Origin of the sequence: Pelagerythrobacter marinus (assembly GCF_009827515.1) — a bacterium.
GTDB classification, from domain to species: Bacteria; Pseudomonadota; Alphaproteobacteria; order Sphingomonadales; family Sphingomonadaceae; genus Pelagerythrobacter; species Pelagerythrobacter marinus.
Genome location: NZ_WTYO01000001.1, coordinates 78,564 through 102,653 on the forward strand (window position 1 = coordinate 78,564; position 24,090 = coordinate 102,653).

At 70.6% G+C, this 24,090-nt stretch carries 20 protein-coding genes; 7 read left to right on the plus strand and 13 right to left on the minus strand.

Annotated features, from left to right (window positions below; genetic code table 11):
- Positions 1-2 precede the first annotated feature (2 nt).
- The 3 genes from GRI72_RS00350 to GRI72_RS00360 form a co-directional block, all read right to left on the minus strand.
- Positions 3-1,214, minus strand: a complete 1,212-nt coding sequence (locus GRI72_RS00350; RefSeq protein ID WP_160731966.1) for an acyl-CoA dehydrogenase family protein — start codon at positions 1,212-1,214, stop codon at positions 3-5.
- 17 nt (positions 1,215-1,231) lie between these two features.
- On the minus strand, positions 1,232-2,668 hold the full coding sequence (locus GRI72_RS00355; RefSeq protein WP_160731967.1) for an MFS transporter: 1,437 nt from the start codon (positions 2,666-2,668) through the stop codon (positions 1,232-1,234).
- A gap of 143 nt (positions 2,669-2,811) precedes the next feature.
- Positions 2,812-4,116, minus strand: a complete 1,305-nt coding sequence (locus GRI72_RS00360; protein WP_160731968.1) for an acyl-CoA dehydrogenase family protein — start codon at positions 4,114-4,116, stop codon at positions 2,812-2,814.
- 187 nt (positions 4,117-4,303) lie between these two features.
- Here GRI72_RS00360 and GRI72_RS00365 point away from each other — a divergent pair, with 187 nt between their 5' ends.
- The 4 genes from GRI72_RS00365 (at position 4,304) to GRI72_RS00380 (ending at position 11,508) form a co-directional block, all read left to right on the plus strand.
- Entirely contained in the window at positions 4,304-4,831 is a 528-nt protein-coding gene (locus GRI72_RS00365; RefSeq protein WP_160731969.1) for a sigma-70 family RNA polymerase sigma factor, read from the plus strand.
- A 56-nt stretch (positions 4,832-4,887) separates the two neighbouring features.
- Positions 4,888-5,847 carry a FecR family protein gene (locus GRI72_RS00370; protein ID WP_160731970.1) on the plus strand — a complete coding sequence of 320 codons (960 nt, stop codon included), beginning with the start codon at positions 4,888-4,890 and terminating at the stop codon, positions 5,845-5,847.
- A 2-nt stretch (positions 5,848-5,849) separates the two neighbouring features.
- Positions 5,850-8,210, plus strand: coding sequence for a TonB-dependent receptor (locus GRI72_RS00375; RefSeq protein WP_160731971.1), 2,361 nt, complete (start codon positions 5,850-5,852; stop codon positions 8,208-8,210).
- A gap of 94 nt (positions 8,211-8,304) precedes the next feature.
- On the plus strand, positions 8,305-11,508 hold the full coding sequence (locus GRI72_RS00380) for an autotransporter outer membrane beta-barrel domain-containing protein (protein WP_160731972.1): 3,204 nt from the start codon (positions 8,305-8,307) through the stop codon (positions 11,506-11,508).
- 133 nt (positions 11,509-11,641) lie between these two features.
- Here the strand turns inward: GRI72_RS00380 and GRI72_RS00385 are convergent, their stop codons facing one another.
- The 9 genes from GRI72_RS00385 to tsaD all read right to left on the minus strand — a co-directional run bounded on the left by GRI72_RS00385 (position 11,642) and on the right by tsaD (position 20,184).
- Positions 11,642-12,652: a fumarylacetoacetate hydrolase family protein gene (locus GRI72_RS00385; RefSeq protein WP_160731973.1), complete on the minus strand. Its 1,011-nt coding sequence runs from the start codon at positions 12,650-12,652 to the stop codon at positions 11,642-11,644.
- Positions 12,649-13,299, minus strand: coding sequence for a maleylacetoacetate isomerase (gene maiA, locus GRI72_RS00390; protein WP_160731974.1), 651 nt, complete (start codon positions 13,297-13,299; stop codon positions 12,649-12,651). Before maiA ends, GRI72_RS00385 begins: the two co-directional genes overlap by 4 nt.
- On the minus strand, positions 13,299-14,474 hold the full coding sequence (locus GRI72_RS00395) for an acyl-CoA dehydrogenase (protein ID WP_160732574.1): 1,176 nt from the start codon (positions 14,472-14,474) through the stop codon (positions 13,299-13,301). Before GRI72_RS00395 ends, maiA begins: the two co-directional genes overlap by 1 nt.
- Positions 14,475-14,630: 156 nt before the next feature.
- Positions 14,631-14,993 carry a response regulator gene (locus GRI72_RS00400; protein ID WP_160731975.1) on the minus strand — a complete coding sequence of 121 codons (363 nt, stop codon included), beginning with the start codon at positions 14,991-14,993 and terminating at the stop codon, positions 14,631-14,633.
- A gap of 85 nt (positions 14,994-15,078) precedes the next feature.
- Positions 15,079-15,729 carry a hypothetical protein gene (locus GRI72_RS00405; RefSeq protein WP_160731976.1) on the minus strand — a complete coding sequence of 217 codons (651 nt, stop codon included), beginning with the start codon at positions 15,727-15,729 and terminating at the stop codon, positions 15,079-15,081.
- A 111-nt stretch (positions 15,730-15,840) separates the two neighbouring features.
- A complete protein-coding gene (locus GRI72_RS00410; protein WP_160731977.1) occupies positions 15,841-16,581 on the minus strand; it encodes an OmpA family protein in 741 nt (246 codons plus the stop codon).
- A 65-nt stretch (positions 16,582-16,646) separates the two neighbouring features.
- On the minus strand, positions 16,647-18,146 hold the full coding sequence (locus GRI72_RS00415) for a lipopolysaccharide biosynthesis protein (protein WP_337191098.1): 1,500 nt from the start codon (positions 18,144-18,146) through the stop codon (positions 16,647-16,649).
- Positions 18,143-19,159 (minus strand): NAD(P)H-dependent glycerol-3-phosphate dehydrogenase, encoded by a 1,017-nt coding sequence (locus GRI72_RS00420; protein ID WP_160731978.1) that lies wholly within the window; start codon positions 19,157-19,159, stop codon positions 18,143-18,145. Before GRI72_RS00420 ends, GRI72_RS00415 begins: the two co-directional genes overlap by 4 nt.
- Positions 19,156-20,184 carry a tRNA (adenosine(37)-N6)-threonylcarbamoyltransferase complex transferase subunit TsaD gene (tsaD, locus tag GRI72_RS00425; protein ID WP_160731979.1) on the minus strand — a complete coding sequence of 343 codons (1,029 nt, stop codon included), beginning with the start codon at positions 20,182-20,184 and terminating at the stop codon, positions 19,156-19,158. The genes GRI72_RS00420 and tsaD overlap by 4 nt, the downstream gene beginning before the upstream one ends.
- Before the next feature lie 45 nt (positions 20,185-20,229).
- Here tsaD and hemC point away from each other — a divergent pair, with 45 nt between their 5' ends.
- The 3 genes from hemC to GRI72_RS00440 are packed head-to-tail and all read left to right on the plus strand — an operon-like array spanning position 20,230 to position 22,835.
- The gene (gene hemC / locus GRI72_RS00430; protein ID WP_160731980.1) at positions 20,230-21,180 is read left to right on the plus strand and encodes a hydroxymethylbilane synthase; all 951 of its coding nucleotides are present in this window, start codon (positions 20,230-20,232) and stop codon (positions 21,178-21,180) included.
- On the plus strand, positions 21,177-21,860 hold the full coding sequence (locus tag GRI72_RS00435) for a uroporphyrinogen-III synthase (protein WP_160731981.1): 684 nt from the start codon (positions 21,177-21,179) through the stop codon (positions 21,858-21,860). Before hemC ends, GRI72_RS00435 begins: the two co-directional genes overlap by 4 nt.
- A gap of 51 nt (positions 21,861-21,911) precedes the next feature.
- Positions 21,912-22,835, plus strand: coding sequence for an MICOS complex subunit MIC60 (locus GRI72_RS00440; RefSeq protein ID WP_160731982.1), 924 nt, complete (start codon positions 21,912-21,914; stop codon positions 22,833-22,835).
- A 1-nt stretch (position 22,836) separates the two neighbouring features.
- Here GRI72_RS00440 and GRI72_RS00445 read toward each other — a convergent pair whose 3' ends face one another.
- Complete coding sequence (locus tag GRI72_RS00445) at positions 22,837-24,090, minus strand: FAD-dependent monooxygenase (protein WP_237486634.1); 1,254 nt, start codon at positions 24,088-24,090, stop codon at positions 22,837-22,839.

Here is a 24,090-nt window from a genome sequence, read left to right on the forward strand (position 1 = left end):
CCTTACTGGTGGTCGAGCATGCCAAGCACGCGCTTGGCGATGATGTTGTTCTGGATCTCGGTCGAACCGCCGTAGATCGTCGTCGCCTTGCCGAAGAGCCAGGCGCGAACCCCGGCCAGCTCGGCCTCGGAAAAGCCCTCGCCTTCCCAGCCGAGCCCTTGCAGGCCCATGATCTCGATCGTCAGCTCGGCCCGTTCCTGCCCCAGCTTGGTGCCCAGTTTCTTGAGCACCGAGCTGATCTCGGAGACGCCGCCGGCGGCCTTGCTTTCCTCGGCCGCGCGCCGGGCGGTGAGGAGGAAGGCGTTCCAGCGGATCTCGAAATCGGCGATCCGGTCGCGCAGGACCTTGTCGGCGATCGCGCCGTCGGCGTCGGTCTCGACGTATTTCTTCGCCAGGTCCGAAAGGCTCGCCCCCATCATCCGGGCCAGGCTGCCGCCGCCCGAAAGATTGGTCCGCTCGTGCTGGAGCAGGCGCTTGCCGATGGTCCAGCCCTGGCCTTCCTCGCCGACGAGGTTCTCCTTGGGCACTTTCACGTCGGTGAAGAACGTCTCGCAGAACGGGCTCATCCCGCTGATCATCTGGATCGGGCGGACTTCGACGCCCGGCGCGTCCATGTCGATCAGAAGGAAGCTGATCCCGCGATGCTTGTCGCTCTTGTCGGTCCGCACGAGGCAGAAGCACTTGTCGGCCCACTGGCCGCCGCTGGTCCAGGTCTTCTGCCCGTTGACCAGGTAGTGATCGCCCTTGTCCTCCGCCGTGGTCTGCAGGTTGGCGAGGTCCGATCCGGCATTGGGTTCGCTATAGCCCTGGCACCAGCGGATTTCTCCCCGGCAGATGGGCGGGATGTGTTCCTTCTTCTGCGCCTCGCTGCCGTATTCGAGCAGGGTGGGGCCGAACATCATCACCCCCATGCCCCCGATCGGGTTGTAGGCGCCGGCGCGGGCCATTTCCTCGTCCAGGATCCGGGCCTGGCGCCGGGTCAGCCCGCCGCCGCCGTATTCGCGCGGCCAGGTGGGCGTGCCCCAGCCGCGTTCGCCCATCGCCTCGCGCCACTTGCGCTGGGCGTCGCTTTCCTGCGTCGGCCCTTCGACACTGGCGAGCGCATTTCCCTTGCCCTTGAGCTCGGGCGGGAAGTTCTCGGCCAGGAACTGGCGCACCTCCTCGCGGAAGGCGTCGTCCGCGCCTGGGGCTGTCACGTCGGGCTGGGTCGCCATTCAATTCTCCTCACGTGTTATCGCGCCGGCCCACCCAGGGCCGCGTCGCGTTGTTCCCTCTCGCGCGCCTCGGCCTCGCGGGCGCGAAGGATCTCGACGTTGCGTTCGTGCCGGGCGCGGGTGATCGGATAGAACAGCAGGATCAGCGCGCCAATCGTCCAGAGCCCGATCGAGGTCGGGATATAGTGGATCAGCAGGCTTTCCACCACCGGGCGGGGGATCGTATCGGGGTCCGCCCGCTCGGGAAACTCGGCCAGCGCGAGGACCTGTCCCGCGACGAAGATGCCCAGCGCGTTCGAACACTGCTGCATGAAGCTGGAGGCGGAAAAGAACGTCCCGGCCGTGTGCCGCCCGGTTTCGACCGCGCTGTCTTCCACCACGTCGGCCAGCATCGCGCTGGTGTTGATCAGCGAGATCGCGACCATCGCGCCGTAGATCGCGCCGATCGCGAAGAGCACCGGCACGAGCAGCGCGTCGCCGGGGACGAAGAACAGGCCGAACAGGCTGAGCAGCAGCGGGCTGAGGCCGATCGACACGCCGAGGACGGCGAAGACCATCGAACTCGTGCGCTTGCCGAACCAGCGGGAGAAGATCGGGGCCAGCGGCGCCGCCAGCGTCGCGGCCACGAAACTGTCCAGCGTCAGCAGCGCGAGCTGGGCCGTGTCGAGCTTGAACAGGTAAGTCCCGAAATAGAGCGTGGTCGCGCTGTAGAGACCGATCGCGGTATACTTGAACACGCCGAAGCCGAAGATCGCCAGGAAGGCGCGGTTGCGAAAGGCGGCGAGCATTTCGCGCAAGTGTTCGCGCAGCGGCATCGCCGGGTCGCCGGCCTGCCCGTCCGCCTGGCGCATCCACGGAACCCGGTTGTGCGTCCCGGCGGCGCAGACCAGGATCGCGAGGAAGATCAGGCCCGCGCCCAGCGCGGCGAAGTTGACGTAGCTTTCAGGATTGAGCTGGCCGCGCGGATAGGCCTCGCTCTCGACGAAGATGAAGGCTAGCGAGAACGCGGTGAAGCCGTAGGCGCCGGCATAGCCGAACCAGTAGCGCAGCGAGAACAGCCGGGTGCGCTCCGTGTAGTCGCCGCTCAGCTCGGGCGCCATGGCCGAAGCGTTGATCTCGAAGGCACTGATCGCGGCGCGGGTGGCGGCGGCGAAGGCGAAGATCCACAGGCCCAGCTGGACGTGGCTGAGCCCGTCGGGCGGGAACCAGGTGAGGAAGAAGAACACCGTGGTCGGGATCGCCGCGGCATACATGAACGGGTGCCTGCGGCCCCAGCGCGAGCGGGTGACGTCGGCCCAGCGGCCGAGGAAGGGATCGACGATCGCATCGACCAGGAGGGTGCAGGCCAGTGCGGTGCCGACGATCGCCGCCGGCACGCCCACAACCTGGTTGAAATAGAGCATCAGGTAGCTGGAGAAGGCGGCGCCCTTGATGCCGTTGGCCATCGCACCCATGCCGTAGCTGAGGCGCGTGGGAAGGCTCAGCGGCGGCGCCCCGGCGCTCTCCGGCCCGGAGGCGGCGACCGGGGCGGGGCCAGAGTCAGGGCCAGAGTCAGGGCCGGAGTCAGGGCCCGAGTCGGGAGCGGCCCGGCTGGCGTTCACGCGAGGGCCTCCGCCGCCTCGGCCAGTTCCTCCACCGGGTCGTGGAGCGCGCGCGCGGCCGCTCGGCGGCTGGGCAGCGAGTAATCGGGGAAGACCGGGTCGGCCACGTCGCGATAGGCGCGCAGGTGCTGCCTGGCGACGGTGACCTTGTGCACTTCGGTCGGGCCGTCGGCGATCCCCATGACCATCGCCGCCACCAGGTTGCCGGCAAAGGGCATCTCGTTGGAGACGCCCAGCGACCCGTGGATGTGGATGCAGCGCGCGGCAATGTCGTGATAGACCCTGGGCATCAGCGCCTTGATCGCGGCGATGTCCTTGCGGACCTTGCGGTAATCGCGGTGCCTGTCGATCGCCCACGCGGTCTTCAGAACGAACAGGCGGAACTGCTCCAGCTCGATATAGCTGTCGGCGATCTGCATCTGGACCGCCTGATAATCGGCGATCGTCCCGGTGCGGGTCCGGCGGCTGACCGCGCGGCGGCTCATCAGGTCGAGCAGGCGGCGGCAGTTGCCGACCGTGCGCATCGCGTGGTGGACGCGCCCGCCGCCCAGCCGGGTTTGCGAGATCGCGAAGGCGCCGCCGCGTTCGCCCAGCAGGTGATCGGCCGGCACGCGCACGTCGGTATAGCGGATGTAGCTCTCGCTGCCGTCCTGCTGGCCATAGACGCCGACGTTGCGCACGATCTCCACCCCCGGCGTGTCCGCGGGCACGATGAACATGCTCATCCGTTCATGGCGCGGCGCGTCGGGATCGGTGACGGCCATGACGATCAGGAACTCGGCCCATTTGCCGTTGGTGGAAAACCACTTCTCGCCGTTGATGACCCAGTGATCGCCGTCCTTCTCGGCCCGGGTGACGAAGCCCGTGGGGTCGGACCCGCCCTGCGGCTCGGTCATCGAAAAGGCGGAAACGATCTCGTTGGCGAGCAGGGGGCGAAGATACCGTTCCTTCTGTTCGGCGGTCCCGAAATGGGCGATGATCTCCGCGTTCCCGGTGTCGGGCGCCTGGCATCCGAAAACGATCGGGGCGAAGCTGGCGCCGCCGATGATCTCGTTCATCAGGCCCAGGCGGACCTGGCCGTAGCCCTGGCCGCCCAGCTCCGGGCCGAGGTGGCAGGCCCACAGGTCGCGGGCCTTCACCTCCTCCTGCAACGGGCGGACCAGCGCATTGCGGCGCGGGTTCTTCACGTCGTAGGGGTGAATGCCCAGCAGGCCGAGCGGCTCGACCTTGTCGCGGATGAAATCCGCCATCCAGTCGAGCTTCTCCTGAAACTCGGGCTCGGTTTCGAAATCCCAGGCCATCGCTCTCGTCCCCAAAGGCCGCCCGTTTGCCGGGTCGTGCGCGAATCAACATACCCGATATTTGAAACAGCACAAGGCGGGTGCGCTGCCCGGGTGCCGGCGCGGTGGCGGGCAAGGGGCGGCGCGAACGTCTCCGTCTTCCCACCGCGCCGGTTTTGCCGTATCGCGCGCCGCCCAAGGTATTGCCGTGACCAGCACCCCTGCGCCCGACGGTCTCCAAGCCGCCTTCCTCGCCCATCGCGAGCGCCTGTTGCGATTCCTGCGCGCGCGCGGGGCCGGCGAAGCGGCGGAGGACCTGCTGCACGAGGTCTGGCTGAAGGTCTCGGCCGCGCGGCCGGGGCCGGTTGCCGCGCCGCTGGCCTATCTCTACCGCACGGCGAACCTCGTGATGATCGATCGCTATCGCTCCGAGAACCAGGCGCGCAAGCGCGAGCGGGCCTGGAGCGAGGCGGCCGGAGCGACCGTGCCCGGCGTGTCCGACGCCCCGTCGGGAGAGCGGGTGGTGATCGCGCGCCAGTACGCGCGCATGGTCGCCGCCGCGCTCGACGCGCTGGGCGAACGGCCGGCCGCGATCTTTCGCCGCCACCGGATCGACGGCGTTCCGCAGAAGGTGGTGGCGCGCGAGTTCGGCGTCAGCCTGAGCACGGTGGAAAGCGACCTGAGGCGCGCCTATCGCGCCGTCCTGGAGATCAGGGAGCGGCTCGATGAGGATTGAGGCGAACGGCTCCGTCTTGTCAGCGAAAGGGGCTCGCCATGGGGCAAGATGACCGGATGACCGACGAAGCAATTGCCTGGGCCGTGAAAACCGGCGACCCCGCGTTCGCGGACTGGGATGCCTTCACCGCCTGGCTGGAGGGCGACCCGGGCCGCGCGCGCGCCTACGACCGGGCAATGGCCGCCGTCGCCGATGCGGCCGAGGCCGGGCACGCCGCGCCGGCAGTCAACGACGACGCGCGGCCGGGCGAGCCGCCCGCGCCGCAAGATGCCGCAGCCGCCGCGGCATCGGCGGGAGCCGGCGCCGCAGGCGGGGGCCGGCGCTGGCGCTGGCTGGCACTGGCGGCCACGGTGGTCCTGGTCGCGATGGTCGGTTTCCTCCAGCTCCGCGGGTCCGGCTACGTGGTCGAGACCGCGCCCGGCGAAACCATGGTCGTGCCGCTCGCGGACGGCAGCGAGATCGCGCTCGGTGGGGGTACGCGGATCGCGCTCGACCGCGACCGGCCGCGCTTCGCCGCGCTGGAGCAGGGCCGGGCCCTGTTCACCGTGCGCCACGACGAAAGCGACCCGTTCACCGTCACCGTCGGCGAACACACCCTGGTCGATGCCGGGACCGTGTTCGACGTGGCGCGTGCCGGCGGGGCCACCAGTGTGGCGGTTTCGGAAGGGGTCGTCCTGGTCAACCCGGCGCGCAAGCTCGCCCGGCTCGAACCCGGCGACACGCTGAGCGTGGCCGACGGCGGCCATGACTATCGCCGGGGCACCGCCCCGATCGCGCGGATCGGCGAATGGAGCACCGGGCACCTGACTTTCGACGATGCTTCCCTGGCCGAGGTCGCGCGCGAGCTTTCGGGCAGCACGGGGATTGCCTTCACCGCCGCGCCGGCCGTCGCCGGCCGCCGTGCAAGCGGCAGCGTCGCGCTGGCGCCGCTGGCGCAGGACCCGGCTTCCCTCGGGCCCCTGTTCGGCGTCGTCGTCCGGCGCGAAGGGGATGGCTGGACGATCGATAGCCGCTGACGATGCGAACCTGCCTGCCGATAGCCCTGGCCGCCCTGCTCGCCGCCACCGCCGCACAGGCGCAGGAGCAGCGCATCGACGCACCGGCCGGGCGCGCGGGCGAGGCGGCGGCGGCGATCGCGCGGCAGACGGGCACCAGCATCGTCATCGCCGAACCCGACCTTGCGGCCCGCAGCGTGCCGGCGATCCGCGGGCATTACACTGCCGGCGAGGCCGTGCGCCGCCTCGCGCGGGCGATCGGCGCCCGTCCGGTGGCCGCGGGCGGGTCCGGGTGGCGCCTCGTCCCCGATCCCCGCCCGGCGCAAGCGCGGCGCACGCTCGCCCGCCCGCCGGCGCGCCGGGCGGCCCCGGTTGCGCAGCCCCCGCCGGGGATCGGCAAGACGCCGATCATCGTCCAGGCCAGCAAGCGCGACATGCGCCTGCGCGACTATGCCGGGCAGATCACGATCCTCGACGGCAGTTCGCTTTCGCTCGGCGGGCCGGTCGGGACGGACCGCATCGCCGACCGCGTCGCCAGCGTCACTTCGACCTATCTCGGCAGCGGGCGCAACAAGCTGTTCATCCGCGGGATTGCCGATTCGAGCTTCACCGGCCCGACCCAGGCGACCGTGGGCCAGTATTTCGGCGACTTGCGGCTCAGCTACAATTCGCCCGACCCCGACCTGCGCCTGTCGGACATGGAGAAAGTGGAAGTTCTGGAGGGACCGCAGGGCACGCTTTATGGCGCCGGGTCGCTGGGCGGTATCATCCGCCTCGTGCCCAACGAGCCGGAGCCGGGCGTCACCAGCCTCTCGGGCGGGATCGGCGGTTCGGCGACGCAGCACGGCGCGCCCGGGGCGGACCTGGGCGCAGTCGCCAACCTGCCGCTCGCGGGCGAGCGGGCGACCCTGCGGCTGGTCTTCGACGCGGAAACGCAGGGCGGTTACATCGACAAGCCCCTGCTGGGCGAAAGCGACGTGAACCGCACGCGGATATACGGCGGGCGGGCCTTCGCCCGGCTCGACGCCGGCGGCGGGTGGACGGTGGACCTGATCGGCCTGGGCCAGCGGACCGAGGGGGCGGACAGCCAGTATGCCGACCGCGAGGGCGAGGACCTGACCCGTTCCGCCCGGGTGACCGAGGGATTCGACGCCGGCTATGTCCAGGGGCAGCTGGTCGTGACCGGCGAACTCGGCGCGATCCGGCTGCGGTCGTCCACCGGCGTGGTGCACCAGGAGCTGGAGGAACGTTACGACGCGACGCGTCCCGACGATCCGACGCGGCTGTTCGTGCAGCACAACGATTCGCGCATGATCGCGAACGAGACGCGTCTCTGGCAGCCGATGGAGGGCCGTTTCGGCTGGGTCCTGGGCGCGAGCTTCACCCATAACCGCACGCGCCTGACGCGCAGCTTCGAGGCGGCCGAGGCGCTGGTGACGAGCACCGGCGTCCGCAACAGCGTGGACGAGGTGACGCTCTATGGCGAGGCCAGCTATCGCCTGCGCGCAGGGCTGGTCGCCACGGCAGGCGGCCGCGTGACCCGGTCCGAACTGGGCGGCGAGGGCGAGGACGTCGATCGCATGCTGGCCCTGATGCGTGCGGAAGTGACGGCGGAGCGGCACGAGACGGTCTTCCTGCCCTCGCTCTCGCTGACCGCCAGCGCGCTGGCCGATACCTCGTTCTACATCAAGTACCAGGAGGGGTTCCGCCCCGGCGGCCTGGCGATCGACGGCGAGTTCGTCCGCCGTTTCCGCAGCGACCGGACCGCGACCTTCGAACTCGGCGCGCGCCACGGGCGGCAGGGATCGGGCCCCTTCGACCTCGCGACCAGCCTCGCCTTCACTCGCTGGCGCGACATCCAGGCCGATTTCATCGACCCGCTGGGCCTGCCGACGACCGCCAATATCGGCGACGGGCAGGTCTGGACGGCGACCGTTTCCGGCGGCGTGGCGGTGGCCCGCGGGCTGCGGCTCGAAGGCGGGCTGTCGTGGAACCGCAGCCGGATCGACAGCCCGCGCACCCTGGCCTCCACCGAGATCGGGCAAGTCCCCAACATCGCCCGGGTCAACGCGCGCGCCGGGTTCGATTACCAGCGGTCGCTGGGCGACGGCCTCGTGCTGACGGCGCAGGGCTGGGCCCGCTACGTCGGCAAGTCGCGGCTCGGCATAGGGCCCGAGCTGGGCGAGGAGCAGGGCGACTATCTCGACAGCGCGCTGACCGTGCGCGTCGGGCGCGAACGGATCGGGCTGTCGCTGGGGGTGACCAACATCCTCGACGCGGAGGGCAACCGCTTCGCGCTCGGCACGCCGTTCGAGGTCGGGCGCGAACAGATCACGCCGCTGCGCCCGCGCACGGTCCGGCTGGGGCTGGACCTGGCGTTCTAGCCGCGCCGAACCGGCCGCGCCGAAAAAATCGCCTGCGCGCCAAGGTTCGGGCGGGCCGTCTCCGTCTTGCGGTCGATAACTGACCGGAGGACCCATGAACCGTTACCTGTTCGCGACTACTGCGCTTGCCGCAGTCGCCACGCCGCTCGCCGCCCAGACCGTGATCTCGGACGAACGGACCGAGCCGGTGCGCACGTCGACGATCAAGGACGGATCGCCCGATTCGATCCGCATCGACGAAGACGGCTCGGTCGTGGTCTCGGGGGGCACCGCGGTCACGATGGACAGCGATCACGCGGTCACCAACGAAGGCACGATCGAGATCACCAATGCCGACGGCGCGACCGGCATCGCCGCCGAAGCGGGAACCAGCGGCGACATCGTCAACGCGGGCACGATCACGATCGACGAAACCTATACCGCGGAAGACATCGATAACGACGGCGATCCCGACGGACCGTTTGCCGTCGGCACCGGGCGCGCGGGCATCCGTACCCTGGGCGCCCACACCGGCAATATCGTGAACAGCGGCGACATCGTGGTCGAGGGCAACCAGTCGGCCGGCATCGTGCTGGGCGGCGCGCTGGCCGGCGATTTCACGCACGACGGCGAAACCACCGTCATCGGCACCGATTCGGTCGGCGTCCGCACGCAGGACATCGACGGCGACGTGCGCCTGGCGGGCAAGGTTACCGTGCGCGGCGAAGGCACCGTGGGCGCGCACTTCGACGGCGACGTCGACGGGGCGATGGTCGTCCAGGGGGAGATTTCGTCCAGCGGCTATCGCTATCCCTCGCCCCCGTCCGACGCGTCCAAGCTCGACGATGACGACATGCTGCAGGGCGGGTCCGCACTCGTCGTCGAAGGCGACGTGACGGGCGGCATCGTCCTTGCCGCGGCGCCGAAGGACAGCGATTCGGGCAACGACGACGAAGACGGCGACGGGATCGACGACGACAAGGAAGGCACGGCCAAGATCGTGTCCGCCGGCGAAGCGCCGGCCATGGTGATCGGCGCCGAGGACCGCGACATCGCGATCGGCCCCGTCGCGGCCAGCGGCAACGATTTCGGGCTGATCATCGAAGGCGAAGTCGGCGGCTCCGGCGTCTATGCCGATATCGACGGAAACGGCCTGGTGATCGGCGGCCGCGGCGGCGCGGTCGATATTGCCAATGGCATGGCCATTTCCGGCACCGTCGCGGCCAAGGCGGTCGGCGCGGCGGAGGCGACCGCGCTGCGGATCGGGGCCGATGCGACCGTGCCCGAGATCTGCAATTCCGGCACGATCAACGCCAGCGCCGGCAAGGAAGAGGAATCGCGCGCGATCGCAGTGGTCGTGGACGAAGGCGGCAATGTCGACACGATCCGCAACAGCGGGACGATCAAGGCCGCCGTTTCGGGCGACGACGGCACCGCGATCGCGATCGTGGACCGCAGCGGCGGCGTTGCGCTGGTGGAAAACAGCGGGGCGATCTCGGCCAGCGGGGCGGACGAGGATTCGGACCGCAACATCGCGATCGACCTTTCTGCCAATACCACCGGCGCGACCGTGCGGCAGACCGAGGTCGCGGCGAACAAGGATGCCCCCTCGATCACCGGCGACGTACTGTTCGGCGGCGGCGACGACAGCTTCGAGATCGCCGACGGCACGGTGGAAGGCAACGTGACTTTCGGTGCAGGCGACAACAGCCTCGCCCTGTCCGGCGACGCGGAGCAATCCGGCGCGGTCGTGTTCGGCGGCGGCGCCGACACGATGAGCCTGGCCGGCAAGTCGGCGTTCGACGGGTCGGTCGATTTCGGCGGCGGCGCCGACGAACTGACGCTGGCCGGCTCGGCGCGCTTCAGCGGCACGCTGACCAATGCGGCCAGCCTCGCGGTCCGGGTCGATGGCGGCACGCTCGCGCTTTCCCGCCCGACGGCGATCGCCTCGCTCGACATGGCCTCGGGCGCGATCCTCGACGTCACGCTGGACAAGGACGCGGGCGAGGGGACGCTGATCGACGTCGCCGGCACGGCCGCCTTCGACGACGAGGCGAAGCTGCGCTTCCGCCTGGCCGACATCAACGATGCCGAAGGGCGCTATGTCGTCCTGACCGCCGGCGACTTGCAGGTGGGCGACGAACTGACCGGCGACAGCTCGCTGCTGCCGTTCATGTACAAGGCGACGATCGACGCGGACGAGGCGGCCAACGAGCTGGCGGTGGAAATCGGCCGCAAGACCGTGAGCGAACTGGGGCTCAACCGGTCGCAGGCGGCAGCGTACGACGCGATCCTCGATGCCCTGGGCGGCGACGAGGAGATCGCCGGCGTCTTTCTCAACATCACCGAGGGCAATGCCTTCCGCGACACGGTGACGCTGATGCTGCCCGACCACGCCGGCGGCGCGTTCGAAGGGGTCAGCCTGGGCACCCGCACGATGGCGCGCTTCCTCGCCGATCCGCACGGGCCGATCGAACCGTCATCCAGGATCCACCTGATCTTCGATGCCGGCGGCTGGGGCTCGCAGAAGGACCAGGGCGAAACGGCCGCCTACGACCAGAGCGGCCTCGGCTTCGCCGCCGGTGCCGAGATCGCGACCGGGCTGGGCCGCTTCGGCGGCACGATCACATACCTGTGGAACCGCCACGACACCGGCGACACGAGCGCGGTCCATTCGGGCACTTACGAGGTCGCGGCCCACTGGGTCGGCAAGTGGGGCGGCCTGCAGACTTTCGCCCGGGCCGGCATCGGCATGGTCGATTTCGACGGCACGCGCCACTTCGACGCCAAGCTGGGCGAGGAGGTCGTCTCGCGCGATATCGAGCGCGAATGGGATGGCACCGTCACCAGCTTCATGGCCGGCGCATCGTTCGAAGGGGGCAGCCAGTTCTTCTTCTTCCGCCCGGCGGTAAGCGTCGATTACGTCCGGCTGAAGGAAGACGGATATACCGATACCGGCGGCGAGGGGCTGAACCTGACCGTAGCCGAGCGCACCAGCGACGAGTTCGCCGTGAACGGCGGCCTGACGCTGGGGGTCGATTTCAAGGGCATGCGCGCGCGCGACCGGACATGGTTCCGGATCGAGGGCGAGGGCGGCTGGCGCGAGATCGTCGGCGGCTCGCTGGGCGACACGACCGCGCATTTCGAAGGTGGGGACCCGTTCACGCTCCAGGCGGAGCAGGGCGCCAACGGCTGGTTCGCCCGCCTGCGTGCGCTCGGCGGCGACGAAGCCTTCACCATCTCGGGTGAAGCCGGTGCCGAGGAACGTCATGATGATGTCGGCTTCACCCTGCGGGGCACGATCCGCATGGGATTCTGAGGCCCCCCCAGCCCACGTTTGACGTGGGCCGGCCATGCCGTCCGGTCCCCTCCGGCCGGGCGGCATGGCCATCCTTTTGTCCGGGGGCGCCCCCGTTGCCGGGAGCGTCCCTTCTACCGGAACGTCGGACCGGTCAGGCCTGGACCACTTCCTGTTCGATCTTGCCGAAGATCGAATGACCGGCCTCGTCCTCCATCCAGATCGCGACCTTGTCCCCCGGCGACATGAACGGCGTCTTCGCCTCGCCCTGGGCGATCGTCTCGATCATGCGGATCTCGGCAATGCAGGAATAGCCCTTGCCGCCTTCGGACACCGGCTTGCCCGGATCGCCTTCGGGGCCCTGGTTGGACACTGTGCCCGAGCCGATGATCGCGCCCGCGCCCAGGTTGCGCGTCCTGGCCGCGTGGGCGACCAGCTCTGCCAGGCTGAAGGTCGCGTCCTGGCCGGCATCGGCGCGGCCGAAGGGCTGGCCGTTGTAATCCACCATCAGCGGACGATGAACCACGTTGCCCTGCCAGGCGTCGCCCAGCTCGTCCGGCGTCACCGCGACCGGGCTGAAGGCCGTCGCCGGCTTGGACTGGAAGAAGCCGAAGCCCTTGGCCAGCTCGCCCGGGATCAGCCCGCGCAGCGAAACGTCGTTGACCAGCATCAGCAGCTTGATGTGCCCGGCCGCGTCCTCGGCGGAAACGCCCATCGGCACGTCGTCGACGATGCAGGCGACTTCGCCTTCCATGTCGCAGCCCCACGCGGTGTCCTTCAGCGGGATGTCCGCCCGCGGGGGAAGGAAATCGTCGGAGCCGCCCTGGTACATCAGCGGATCGTGATAGAAGCTCTCGGGCACTTCGGCCCCGCGCGCCTTGCGCACCAGTTCGACGTGATTGATGTAGGCCGAACCGTCCGCCCACTGGTACGCGCGCGGCAGCGGCGAATGGGCGTCGCGCTCGTGGAACCGCTCGCACGGGACCGCCTCGTGCTCCACATCGCGGTAGAGCACTTCGAGCTTGGGCGCGACTTCGGCCCAGTTGTCGAGCGCATATTGCATCGTCGGGGCGATATTGTCGGCCGCGCAGCAGCGGGTGATATCGCGCGAAACGACGACGAGCTTGCCGTCGCGGGTTCCGTCGTTGAGGCTTGCGAGCTTCATGTGTCCTGTCCCTTTTTCGGGTTGTCCGGCTGGTTGTCGGGATGGGCGCGCTGGAAGGGTTCGAGCGCGAGGCACGCCGCCTCGATCCGCTCGATCCGCGGCATGGCCGACAGGTCGAGCGCGAAGCGGCGCGCGTTGTAGATCTGCGGGAGGAGGACGACCTCGAACAGGCCGGGGCCGTCGAACAGGAAATCGCCGGTGCCGAGCTGCTCCAGCCGCGCCTCGACCGGGGCGAAGGTGCGCGAGAGCCAGTGCCGGTACCAGGTATCGACCTGTTCCTGCGAAGCGCCGAAATTGGCCTTCAGGTACTTGAGCACCTGGAGATTGTTCGGCGCGTGCGTTTCGGTCGCGATCGCATAGGCGAGCTCGCGCACGGTGAAACGCCGTTCGGTGTCGGCGGGCAGGAGGGGGCGCTGGGGATAGGCCTCGTCCAGCCATTCCAGCTGCGCCATCGACTGCGCCCGGTCGCGCCCGTCCGCCTCCAGCAGGGGCACGCTGGCGAAGGGGTTGCGTGCCTTGTAGGCATCGCCCGCCTGCTCGCCCGCCAGCAGGTTGACCGGCACGTACTCGTAATCGATCCGCTTCAGGTTGAGCGCGATCCGCAGGCGATAGCTGGTCGAGCTGCGATAGTATCCGTGGAGCTTCATCAGAACGCCGCAATCCCCGTGATCGCCCGGCCGAGGATCAGCGCGTGGACATCGTGCGTCCCCTCGTAGGTGTTGACCGTTTCCAGGTTCACCATGTGCCGGATCACCTGGTACTCGTCGGAAATGCCGTTGCCGCCGTGCATGTCGCGCGCGGCGCGGGCGATCTCCAGCGCCTTGCCGACATTGTTGCGCTTGACGATGGAAATCATCTCGGGCGCGAAGCGGCCTTCGTCCATCAGGCGGCCGACGCGCAGGCTGGCCTGGAGGCCGAGGGCGATCTCGCTGGTCATGTTGGCCAGCTTCAGCTGGTAAAGCTGCTTCGAGGCCAATGGCACGCCGAACTGGTGGCGATCGAGGCCGTACTGGCGCGCCGCCTCGAGGCAGAATTCCGCCGCGCCCATCGCGCCCCAGGAAATCCCGTAGCGCGCGCGGTTGAGGCAGCCGAACGGCCCCTTCAGCCCTTCGACGTCGGGCAGGAGCGCGTCGGCGCCGACCTTCACCTCGTCCATCACCACCATGCCGGTGGTCGATGCGCGCAGGCTCAGCTTCCCTTCGATCTTCGGCGCGGACAGCCCGGCCATGCCCTTTTCCAGCACGAAGCCGCGGATCGCGCCGCCATGGGCCTCGCTCTTGGCCCAGACGACGAAGACGTCGGCGAAGGGGGCGTTGGAAATCCAGGTCTTCGAGCCCGACAGCGAATAGCCGTCGCCGTCCTTCTTCGCATATGTCTTCATCGCGCCGGGATCGGAGCCGGCGTCGGGCTCGGTCAGGCCGAAGCAGCCGATCAGCTCGCCGCTGGCCAGGCCGGGCAGGTACTTGCGCCGCTGTTCCGGGGTGCCGTAGGCGTGGATCGGGTACATGACGAGGCTCGACTGGACCGAGGCCATCGAGCGATAGCCGGAATCGACCCGTTCGATCTCGCGCGCGATCAGGCCATAGGCGACATAGCCCGCGCCGGCGCCGCCGAATTCCTCGGGGATCGTCGCGCCCAGCAGGCCGGCCCGGCCCATCAGGGGGAAGAGCTCGGGCGCATCGGCCTCGTCCCGAAACGCCTGCTGCACGCGCGGCTGAAGCTCGCCCTGCGCGAAGCCGCGGGCGGCGTCGCGGATCATGCGTTCATCCTCGCTCAGCTGGCTGTCGAGGTCGAGCGGGTCCTGCCAGTTGAACGGCACCATTCCGGCCATGGTTTCTCCTGTAACTGTCTCCTCACCTTTTGCAGGCTTGGGCAAACACGACAAGCCCGCGCACCTTGCGCGGGCGGCTGCGGCGAGGCTGCGTCGCGGAGAAATCCTTGGGGTGGCAAAAGCAACTGCCGCCGCCTGCCGGCCGCATCAGTGGACCGACAGCGCCTCGCGCACCTTGTCCAGCATGACAGTGGGCGGGCAGGGCTTCGCGCAGGCGATGGCCGAGGGGAAGCGCCGGCGCACCTCGTCCGGGCTGAACTGGCCCGAGTGGAAGATGACGGGAACGTCCTCCGCCATCAGGGTTTCGGCCAGCTTGAAGCTGTCGCCGTCTTCCAGGCGAACGTCGAGGATGGCGAGGTCGGGGCGCGATTTCTGCACCGCCAGCATGGCGGTCGAAATCTCGGAATGCGGGCCTTCGACCTCGAAGCCGGCTTCCTTCACCGTATCGCACAAGTCGAAAGCGACGATGAATTCGTCTTCGGCGACGAGAATACGAACATGATCAGACATGGCGAACCTGTTGAAATTACGATTACATTTAATCGATTAAATCTCAGACAGGCAAAATGTTCCCGGGATTGCCCGGGAACACGGCTCACAGCTTGCCGAACTTGTCTTCGTAACCGCGCATGTCGCCGGCGGAAAGTAGCCGCGCCTGCTCGACCCAGTTGTCGCGCCGGATGCGGCCCTGGAACCGGCCCAGCTGCGCATCGACGCGGTCGATCTCGGCATCGTCCCACGCCGCGATCTGGGCCAGGCCGGTGACGCCGAGCGAGCGCAGAAGCTCGTCCAGCTTGCGGCCGACGCCCTTGATCCGGGTGAGATCGTCCGCGCCCGCTGCGGTGGTGGTCGCGGTGTCGGGGGTCGCGGTGCCGGCGGGGGCCGCGGGTTTCGCTTCAGGGGCCGGAGCGGGCGGCGGCGGGGCGCTGCTTCCGGCGGCGGGGGCTTCCTCGGCCGCGTCGGGCGCGGCTTTCGCCTGCTGTGCCTCGACCGCGGCGGCGACCGCCGTGCCGGTTCCGGCGACGCCCGGCGGAACCACCGGGGGCTGGGCCGCCGCGGCGGGCGGGGCGTCGATGAGCGCCTGGTTGCGCGCGGCGGGCGCGGCCCCTTCGTCGAGCACGTCCGCCCCGCTGCGATCGACCACGCGGGCGCTGCGCCCGGGCCGGAAGATCCACCAGGCCACGACGATGCCCAGCAAGAGCGCCGCGACGAAAAGCGGCCACCAGGTCTGCACAATCTGCATCATGCGATCATTCTCCCATGTCCCTCGATACCCGGCCCCACAGCAGCCAGCCGACCCCCAGGCCGAGAGCATATGTGACCAGCAGCATCACCATCAGTTCGAACCAGATCGCCATCAGCGCGCCCCCGGGACATCGACCGGCGCGATTTCCAGCGGCTCGGTCGCGATGACGGAAAACTCGATCCGGCGGTTGGCCGGGTCGGCAGGCGCGAGCCCTTCCACCGGCTCGCTGGAACCGACGCCCCGCGCGCGCAGCCCGTCGCCCGGGATGCCGCGCGCGATCAGCGCCTGGCGAACCGCCTCGGCCCGTTCGCGCGAAAGCGCAAGGTTGCCCGGCTCGGTCCCGGAACTGTCGGTATGGCCGGTGATCGCGATGATGCTGCCCAGGCACGGGCGCAGCGCGGCGGCGACTTCGTCGAGCAATTGCTGGCTCGCCCGATCGATTGTGCTGCGCGACTGTTCGAACCGCACCGTCCGGGCGCGCAGCAGTGCATCGACGTCTTCCTGGCAATGCATCGGGGTATATTCGATCCCCTCGACCTGGGCCCGCGCCTCGCCGTCGGCCCAGCGCACCCCGCCGATCCCGGGAATGTCCGCGACCGCGCGGGCGACCTCGGCCCGCGTTCCTTCGTCCAGCCCGCCCCGGCTTTCCAGCACCGGGTGGCGCGAGGGCCAGCCCGAAGGCGATGTGAAACGGGCGGTCACGCCGGTCCCGCCGTTCCGGGCGATCGCCGCGGCCGCCTGCCGTTCCAGGCCCGCCTGGATCTCGTGGGCCGACATCGTCGCCCCGGCGAGCGCCATGGCGGCGGTTGCCAGCGCGCCGGCGACAATGGCGATGATCGGGCGAAACGGCATCGTTCCAGTGCCTTAATCACTGCCCGCCGCCGGCGCAATCGCGGCCGTGCCGCGCACCTGCCCGGTCAGGCCTGCGCCTCGCCCCCGGCACCCTCGACATTGCGGCGGAACAGCACGCGGTCTTCCGGGCCGAAGCCCTTGCGCCAGATCACCCAGCCATATGTCAGCAGGATCAGCGGGATGCCGAAGATCAGTTCCGCCCATTCGGGCATTCGCGTGGCCAGGTATCCGACGGCGATCGCCGGTGCGGCCGCCCAGACGAGCGCCCAGCGCCAGTTGTTCACCCGTTCGCCCAGGATGCGCGAGAGGAGCCAGGCCTTGACCAGCGAGGCCACGCCCAGCGCGACCATAAGCGATATCGCGGCCGCAGCCGCCTTGTAGGGTTCGCCGAGGTCCATCCGCTCGACCGCCAGGATCGCGGCCACGGTAAGCGCGCCCTGCAGGGCGATCGTGGCGAGCGAGATGGCGAGGTTGCGCTTGCGCGCGACATAGACCAGCGCCGCTTCCGACACGACGGCGGTGGCCGCGACCACTTCGGCCGCGAGCAGGAACGACAGCGCGCCGGTGCCGCCGACGAAATTGGGCCCGACGAGGCCCATGACCGCTTCCCCCGGAACGCCCAGCGCCAGCGCGATGCCCGCTTGCGCGGCGACGATCCAGAAGCCGACCTGGCACACCTGTTTCGCGATCGCGGGGAGATTGTTCTCCTTCAGGTTGCGGGTGATCACCGGGCCGAGGATCGGCTCGAAGCTGGTCTTGAGCTTCTGCGGCAGGCTCGCGACCTGCTGCGCGACGTAATAGATGCCGACCGCGGCCGGGGCGGCGAAGAGGCCGAGGATGAAGATGTCGAGCCGGCGCGTTCCCCACTCGATCGCGTCGGCCGTCGCCAGCGGGAAGGCGCGGGTGGACATGCGCCACATGTCGGGCAGGTTGGGGCGCCAGCCGCGCGGCAGGCCGTATGTCCGCGCGAAGGGCCAGGCCGCCGCCGCCAGCCCGGCGTAGATCGAGGCGATATAGGCCAGCGACAGGCCCGCCTCGGGAACGAGGAAATAGAACACGCCGGCCATGATCGAGATCGTCCACGGCTCCACGATCGCGCGCGCGCGCACCGTGGTCGCGATGTCATAGCGATAGGCCTGGGCCGCCAGCAGGATCTCGGTCAGGGCATAGGCGGGGATCGCGGTGACGAGGAGCTTGTCGAGCAGGCCGTATTCGCCGGCCGGGAACATCGGGGCCGGCACGAACCACAGGAACACCGCCGCGCCGCAGGAAAGGAGCAGGGCGAGCAGGAGCCCGTCGAACACCAGGTTCGCGGGGCGAATGCCTTCGCCTTCGGACAGGCGCTGCGCCAGGCCGCGCTTCTCCCCCATCGAGCAGACCAGCGCGAGCAGTTCCACGACGACGAGGGCGGAGGCGAAGCGGCCCAGCTCTTCCGCGCCGTAGAGGCGCCCGGCGATGAACAGGAACGGCAGGCGCGCCGCCAGCCGCAGGAGGAAGCCGAAAAAATTGGTTCGCCCGCCCTTGGCCAGCGCGGCGATGTCGCCCTGTTGCGCGGTCTCGCTCACGCCGGGTCGTCCTGCGCCGGGTCCTGCTCGGACCGCAGCGGCCGGGCGAGCAACTCGCTGACGATCTCGCGCCCCGCCGCCCCGCCGAGCAGGCGATAGACCGCCGCGACGATCGGCATGGCGACCCCGTGCCGCATGGCCAGCTCGGTCAGGACGGGGGCAGTATGGGCCCCCTCGGCCACGGTCCGCCGGTCGGCCATCAGGCTCGCGGCCGATTGCCCTTCGCCGAGCGCCTTGCCGAGCGAGAAATTGCGGCTCGAGGTGGACGAACAGGTCAGCACCAGGTCGCCCAGCCCGCACAGGCCGGCGAGCGTTTCCGGCCGCGCGCCGAGCGCTTCGCCGAAGCGGAGCATCTCGGCATAGCCGCGCGCGATCAGGGCCGCGCGCGCGTTCTGGCCCAGCGCCAGCCCGTCGACTACGCCGCAGGCAATGGCGAGCACGTTCTTGACCGCGCCGCCGATCTCCGCGCCGACGAGGTCGTCGGAATAATAGGGGCGGAACGAAGGCCGCGCGATCGCGGGGGCCAACCGGTCCCACTGCGCCTCTCCCCCGCCGCAGGCGAGGGTGACCGCGGTGGGCAGGCCGGCCGCGACCTCGTGGGCGAACGTCGGGCCGGAAAGGACCGCGATCTCGCTGCCCGGCACGGCCTGCGAAGCGACGGCGTTCATCAGGCGCCCTGTGCCCGCCTCGATCCCCTTGCTGCACAGGACGAGGTCGCGCGGGGCGGCCTCCAGCCCGCCGAGGACCGCGCCGAGATGCTGCGCCGGGGTCACGGCCAGGATCGTGGCGCAGGCCGCCAGGTCGCCCAGCGCCTCGGTCGCGCGGATCGTCGGGGCCAGTTCGGCCGCGGGAAGGTAGAGCGGGTTGCGGCGGCTTTCGTTGACTTCGCGGACGAGGTCGCTCTCGCGCGCCCAGAGGAGGACGTCGCGCCCGTCGGAGGCCAGCATCTGCGCCAGCGCGGTGCCCCAGGCGCCCGCGCCGACGACGCCGATCGCCCCCTCGCGCGCGCTCATGCCTTGTACCCCGCGCCGCGCACCGGCTCGGCCCCGGGATCGAGCGGCCAGCGCGGGCGGGCCGCGATATCGAGCGGATCGGACTGGCCGATCCTTTCGCAGCCGGCCCAGGCGATCATCGCCGCGTTATCGGTGCACAGCGCGGGCGGCGGGGCGACGAACCGCAGGCCGCGCCCTTCCGCGAGCTCTTCCAGCGCGCCGCGGATCGCGCGATTGGCCGCGACCCCGCCCGCGACCACGAGCGCGGGCACCGGCTCCATGGCATCGAGCGCCAGCGCCAGGCGATCGACCACGCAATCGAGCGCGGCCTGCTGGAAGCTGGCGGCAATGTCGGCATCGCGGTAGCGGCCGCTTTCGCGGGCCCGCAGCACGGCGCTCTTCAGCCCGGCGAAACTGAAATGGGGTTCGCCGCTGCCGACCAGCGGGCGCGGCAGGGGCACGGCGCGCGGATCGCCCTCGCGGGCCAGCCGCTCTACCGCCGGGCCGCCGGGGAAGCCGAGGCCGAGGATCTTGGCGGTCTTGTCGAACGCTTCCCCAAGGGCATCGTCGATCGTCGTCGCCAGCCGGCGGTAACGGCCCAGGCCCTCGACCCGCAGGATCTGGCAATGCCCGCCCGAAACCAGCAGGAGGGCATAGGGAAACGCCAGCGACGGATCGGCCAGCCGGGGGGAGAGCGCATGCCCTTCGAGGTGGTTGACCGCGATCAGCGGCACCTCGCCGGCCATGGCCAGCGCCTTGGCCGTGACCAGCCCGACCATGACGCCGCCGATCAGCCCGGGTCCGGCGGTCGCCGCGATCGCGTCGAGCTCGTGAAGTTCCAGCCCGCCTTCGCGCATGACCGCCTCGACCATCGGGGCCAGGCGGTCGGCATGGGCGCGCGCGGCGATTTCCGGCACGACGCCGCCGAACGGCGCGTGCTCCGCGTCCTGCGACGCGATGCGCTGCGCCACGATCCGCCTGTCGGTGGTGACGAGGGCGGCCGCGGTCTCGTCGCAGCTCGATTCGATGCCAAGCACGATCCCCATGCCGCTTTCCCTGAACAAATTGGCCCGCTAGGGCAAGCATCGCCCATGACCGACCAGCCAAAGCTTCGCCTCGGAACCCGTCAGTCGCCGCTTGCCATGGCCCAGGCGCGCGAGGCGCGGGCCCGTCTGTGCGCGGCGCACGGGTGGCCCGAAAGCGCGGTCGAGCTCGTTCCCGTGCGCGCCAGCGGCGACAAGGTGCAGGACCGGCCCCTGGCCGAAATCGGCGGCAAGGCGCTGTGGACCAAGGAACTCGACGCCTGGCTGGGCGAGGGGCGGATCGACGGGGCGGTCCATTCGATGAAGGACGTGGAAACGGTGCGGCCGCAAGCCCTGGCGATTGCCGCGATCCTGCCGCGCGCCGACGTGCGCGACGTCCTGGTCGGCGCGGCCAGCCTGGCCGAGATCCCGCGCGGGGCGCGCGTCGGCACCAGCGCGCCGCGCCGGGCGGCGCAGATGCTCCACCACCGGCCCGATTGCGCGGTGGTGACGTTCCGCGGCAATGTCGCCACCCGGCTTGCCCGGCTGGCTTCGGGGGAAGCCGAGGTGACGCTGCTCGCCGCCGCCGGACTGGGCCGCCTGGGCGAAGAAGGGGTGGGCACGCCGCTGCCGGCGACCGACTGGCTGCCGGCACCGGCGCAGGGGGCGATCGGGATCGAGTGCCGCGCGGGCGATGCCGCCGTGCGTGCGCTGCTCGCCGCGGTCGATCACGCCCCTTCGCGGGCAAGCGTGCTGGCCGAACGCGCCTTGCTCGCGGCGCTGGGCGCGACCTGCCACAGCCCGGTCGCCGCGCTGTCGCGGCACGAGGGGGAGGCCATCGTCCTGCGCGCCGTCCTGTTCAGCCCCGACGGCAACGAACGGGTCGAGGGGGAATGCCGTGTCACGCCCGGCGCGCCGGGCGCTCCCGCCGCGCTCGCTGCCGACCTGCTGGCGCGGGCGACGCCGGGTATCGCCCCGCATTTTGCCGGGCCGCCGGAAGGTGCGGCCACGCCGCGATGAGCCTGCCGGTGGTCGTGATCCGGCCCGAACCGGGCCTGGGCGCGAGCCTTGCCGCCGCCCGCGCCGCGGGCCTGGCGGTGCACGGCCATCCGCTCGCACAAGTGGCCCCGGTGGCCTGGGACGCGCCCGAGGCCGCGCGGTTCGACGGCCTCCTGCTCGGCAGCGCGAATGCTGTTCGCCATGCCGGGCCGGCGCTCGCCGGCTGGCGCGGGCGGCCCGCGCACGTCGTCGGCGCGGCGACCGCCGCGACCGCGCGCGAGGCCGGGCTGGCGGTGGAAACGGTCGGCACCGGCGGCCTCCAGGCGGTGGTGGAGGGCCTGCGCGAGCGCGCGCCGCTGCGCCTGCTGCGGCTGGCCGGGCGCCGACACCGCGCGCTGGCGCCGGTCGCCGGGCTGTCGATCGCAACGTGCGTGGTCTACGAGATCGTCCATTGCCCCGTCCCGCCGGAACTGGCCGGGCGGCTGCGCGCGGGCGCGCTCGTCCTGCTGCATTCGGGGGAGGCGGCGCGTCATTTCGCCGCCGAATGCGACCGGCGCGGTATCGACCGCGGCGCGGTCGCCCTGGCCGCCCTGGCGCCGCGGATCGCGGACCTCGCCGGCGGGGGCTGGCGCGCGCTCGGCGTCGCGGCGGAGCCGAGCGATGCCGCGCTGCTGGCATTGGCGCGCGACATGTGCCATTGACCCGCACGGGGCGGCACCTGCAACGAACTGCGGGTAGCAGAACGGATTTCGATGGACAGATACCCGAACCAGACCCGGTCGAGCGGATCACTCAAGCCCATTCTGGCAGTTGCCGCGGCGGCCTTCCTCCTCGGCGCGCTGATCGTCGGCTATTTCGCCTGGCGCTCGGGCGCCGACTTCGGGATGGGTGGCGCTCCCCTGCCCGCGCAGCCTGTGGCCGAGCCGATTGCGGCGGCCGGCGATCCCGCGCCGACGCCGGTCGCCAGCCCGTCGCCCGCGGCGACCGCGGCCGCCGGCGGGGCGGACCAGCGGGTCGAGCAGGTGGCCGAACAACAGGGCGGTCTCGACCAGCGGCTGGCCGCGGCCGAGCAGCGGCTCGCCCGGCTCGATCTCCAGGCCCAGGCCGCGGCCGGCAATGCCGCGCGCGCCGAAGGGCTGCTGATCGCCTTTGCCACGCGCCGCGCGCTCGATCGCGGGGCCGAACTGGGCTATCTCGCCGACCAGCTGCGGCTGCGCTTCGGCGATGCCAAGCCCAACGCGGTCAACACGATCATCGAGTTTTCGCGCAACCCGGTCACGCTCGACGTGCTCGTCGCGCGGCTGGAAGGGCTGGCGCCGCAACTGACCGAGGCGCGCGATGCCCCGTTGATCGAACGGATCGGTCACGAGTTGAGCGAGCTGTTCGTCATCCGGCGCGAAACCACCCCCTCGCCCCAACCGCGGCGGCGGATCGAACGCGCGCGGTTCTTCCTCGAGAGCGGGCGGGTGAACAAGGCTATCGAGGAAGTCGGCAAGATGCCCGGCGCCGCCCAGGCGCAGCGGTGGATCGCCGACGCCGAACGCTATGTCGCGGCGCGCCAGGCGCTCGACCTGATCGAGACTTCCGCCGTGCTGGAGCCGCGGCGCCTGCGCGACGGGTCGGGCAACCAGATCGAACAGCCCAGCCCGGCGGAAAATCCCGCCGAGGGGGAATAAGTCACCCGCGCATCAGTTCGGGCACGTCGCCCGAAACGCCGCGCGCCTCGTCCATGAACCAGTGCTTGAGCGCGGGCAGGCGCTGGACGCCCGCCATCCCGGCGCGGCGGACGAGCGAGGCCGTGCGGCCGGGGACGCCGAAAAGGCGGGTCAGCCCGTCGGTGGCGAGCGCAACCATGAACGAATCGAGCCCGCGCCAGCGCTCGTAGCGGGCGAGCATCTGGGCATCGCCCGGCTCCAGGCCGAGGCGCGCGCCTTCGGCCAGGACTTCGACCAGGGCGCCCACGTCGCGCAGGCCGAGGTTGAGGCCCTGCCCGGCGATCGGGTGGATGCCGTGCGCCGAATCGCCGGCCAGGGCCAGGCGGTGCGCGGTGATCCGGGCGGTGTGATGGAAGCCGAGCGGAAACGACGATCGCGGCCCGACCGCGCGCACGCCGCCGAGCACGCCGCCCATGCGCTTTTCCACTTCCGCGCGGAAGGCCCGGTCGGACAGCTTGAGCGTGCCGGCGGCGTCCTTCTCGTCCACGGTCCAGACCAGCGCGCTGCGGTGCGCGGGATCGCCGCTGCGCATCGGCAGCAGGGCGAAAGGGCCGGCGGGGTAGAAGATTTCCCATGCCACCCCCCGGTGCGGGTCGGCATGTTCGAGGCCGGCGATGATCGCCCTGTGGCCGTAACGCCAGTTCGCGATCGCCAGCCCGGCGGCCTCGCGCGTGGGCGACATGCGCCCTTCTGCGCCGACCATCAGCGCGGCACGCAGTGTGCGTCCGTCGGCGAGGCGGGCGGAAACGGCGTGCTCGCCCCTGTCGCGCGCGACCACCTCGGCCCGCGAATGCCAGGCAATCAGCGGTTCCTGCGTCGCCGCCTCGAACAGCGCGAGCCGCAGCGTGCGGTTGGCGAACATCCGGCCCAGCGAACCTTCGTGCGCCTCGGGGCGGAAGTCGATTCGCCCGGGCCTGAGCTGGTCGGTCACCGCGATCGCCTCGATCGGGCAGCCATGCGGCTCCAGCGCGGGGGCGAGGCCGATGTTGCGGAACAGGTTCCAGCTCGCGGTCGAGATCGCGCTCGCCCGTCCGTCGAAGCCCTCGGCGGTCAGCTCGGCCGGATCGGCGCGATCGACCACGTGGCTCGACAGGCCCTGCCGCGCCGCGGCCAGCGCCAGGGTCATGCCCACCAGGCCGCCGCCCAGGATCAACAGGTCGCGGGTGTCGTCCATCGCCTTCTCGTTGCGGTAATCCTTTCTCCGTCCTAGGGCCAT